Origin of the sequence: Pontibacter rugosus, from assembly GCF_042678745.1 — a bacterium.
GTDB lineage: Bacteria > Bacteroidota > Bacteroidia > Cytophagales > Hymenobacteraceae > Pontibacter > Pontibacter rugosus.
Genome location: NZ_JBHTLD010000583.1, coordinates 1 through 511 on the forward strand (window position 1 = coordinate 1; position 511 = coordinate 511).

Consider the following 511-nt stretch of genomic DNA (forward strand, 5'->3'; position numbering starts at 1 on the left):
CCGATGCCGTAGACCGCGAAGCGCTTGAGCACCTGGCCCGACGGGGTGAGGGCACGGACGCGGGCGTGCCGCATGGCGCCGGGGACGTCCTCGGGGACGATCGTGACGGGCGAGAAGGTGCGCTCGGCGCTGAACCCGCCGTAGTACGCCTCGTACCAGATCTGCGCGGGGGTGGTGAGCTCGCTCGGCAGGATCACGCCGGTGACGGCCTGCAGGTCCGGCTCGCTGACGAACCGCGAACCGATCGCGCGGAGCCACTGCGGGTCGACGCGGACGTCGTCGTCGGTGAAGGCGATCACGTCGCCGGTCGCGGCGGCGACACCGGCGTTGCGACCGGCGGACAGGCCCGGGCGACGTTCCTCGACCAGACGGACGTCCCGCCCGGCCAGCATCGCGGGCAGCGCGTCACCGGCGGGGACGCGCACCCGGTTGTCGACGAGGATGACCTCGTGCCGCGGGTAGTCCAGGTGCTCGAGGACGTCGAGCAGCTTGCCGAGGTCCTCGACGCGGT

1 protein-coding gene is annotated in these 511 nt (G+C 72.8%); it reads right to left on the reverse strand.

The annotated features are described in order from the left end of the window. A partial coding sequence (locus ACFQ2O_RS22585; protein ID WP_377533317.1) for a glycosyltransferase family A protein occupies positions 1 to 511 on the reverse strand: 511 nt, incomplete at both ends.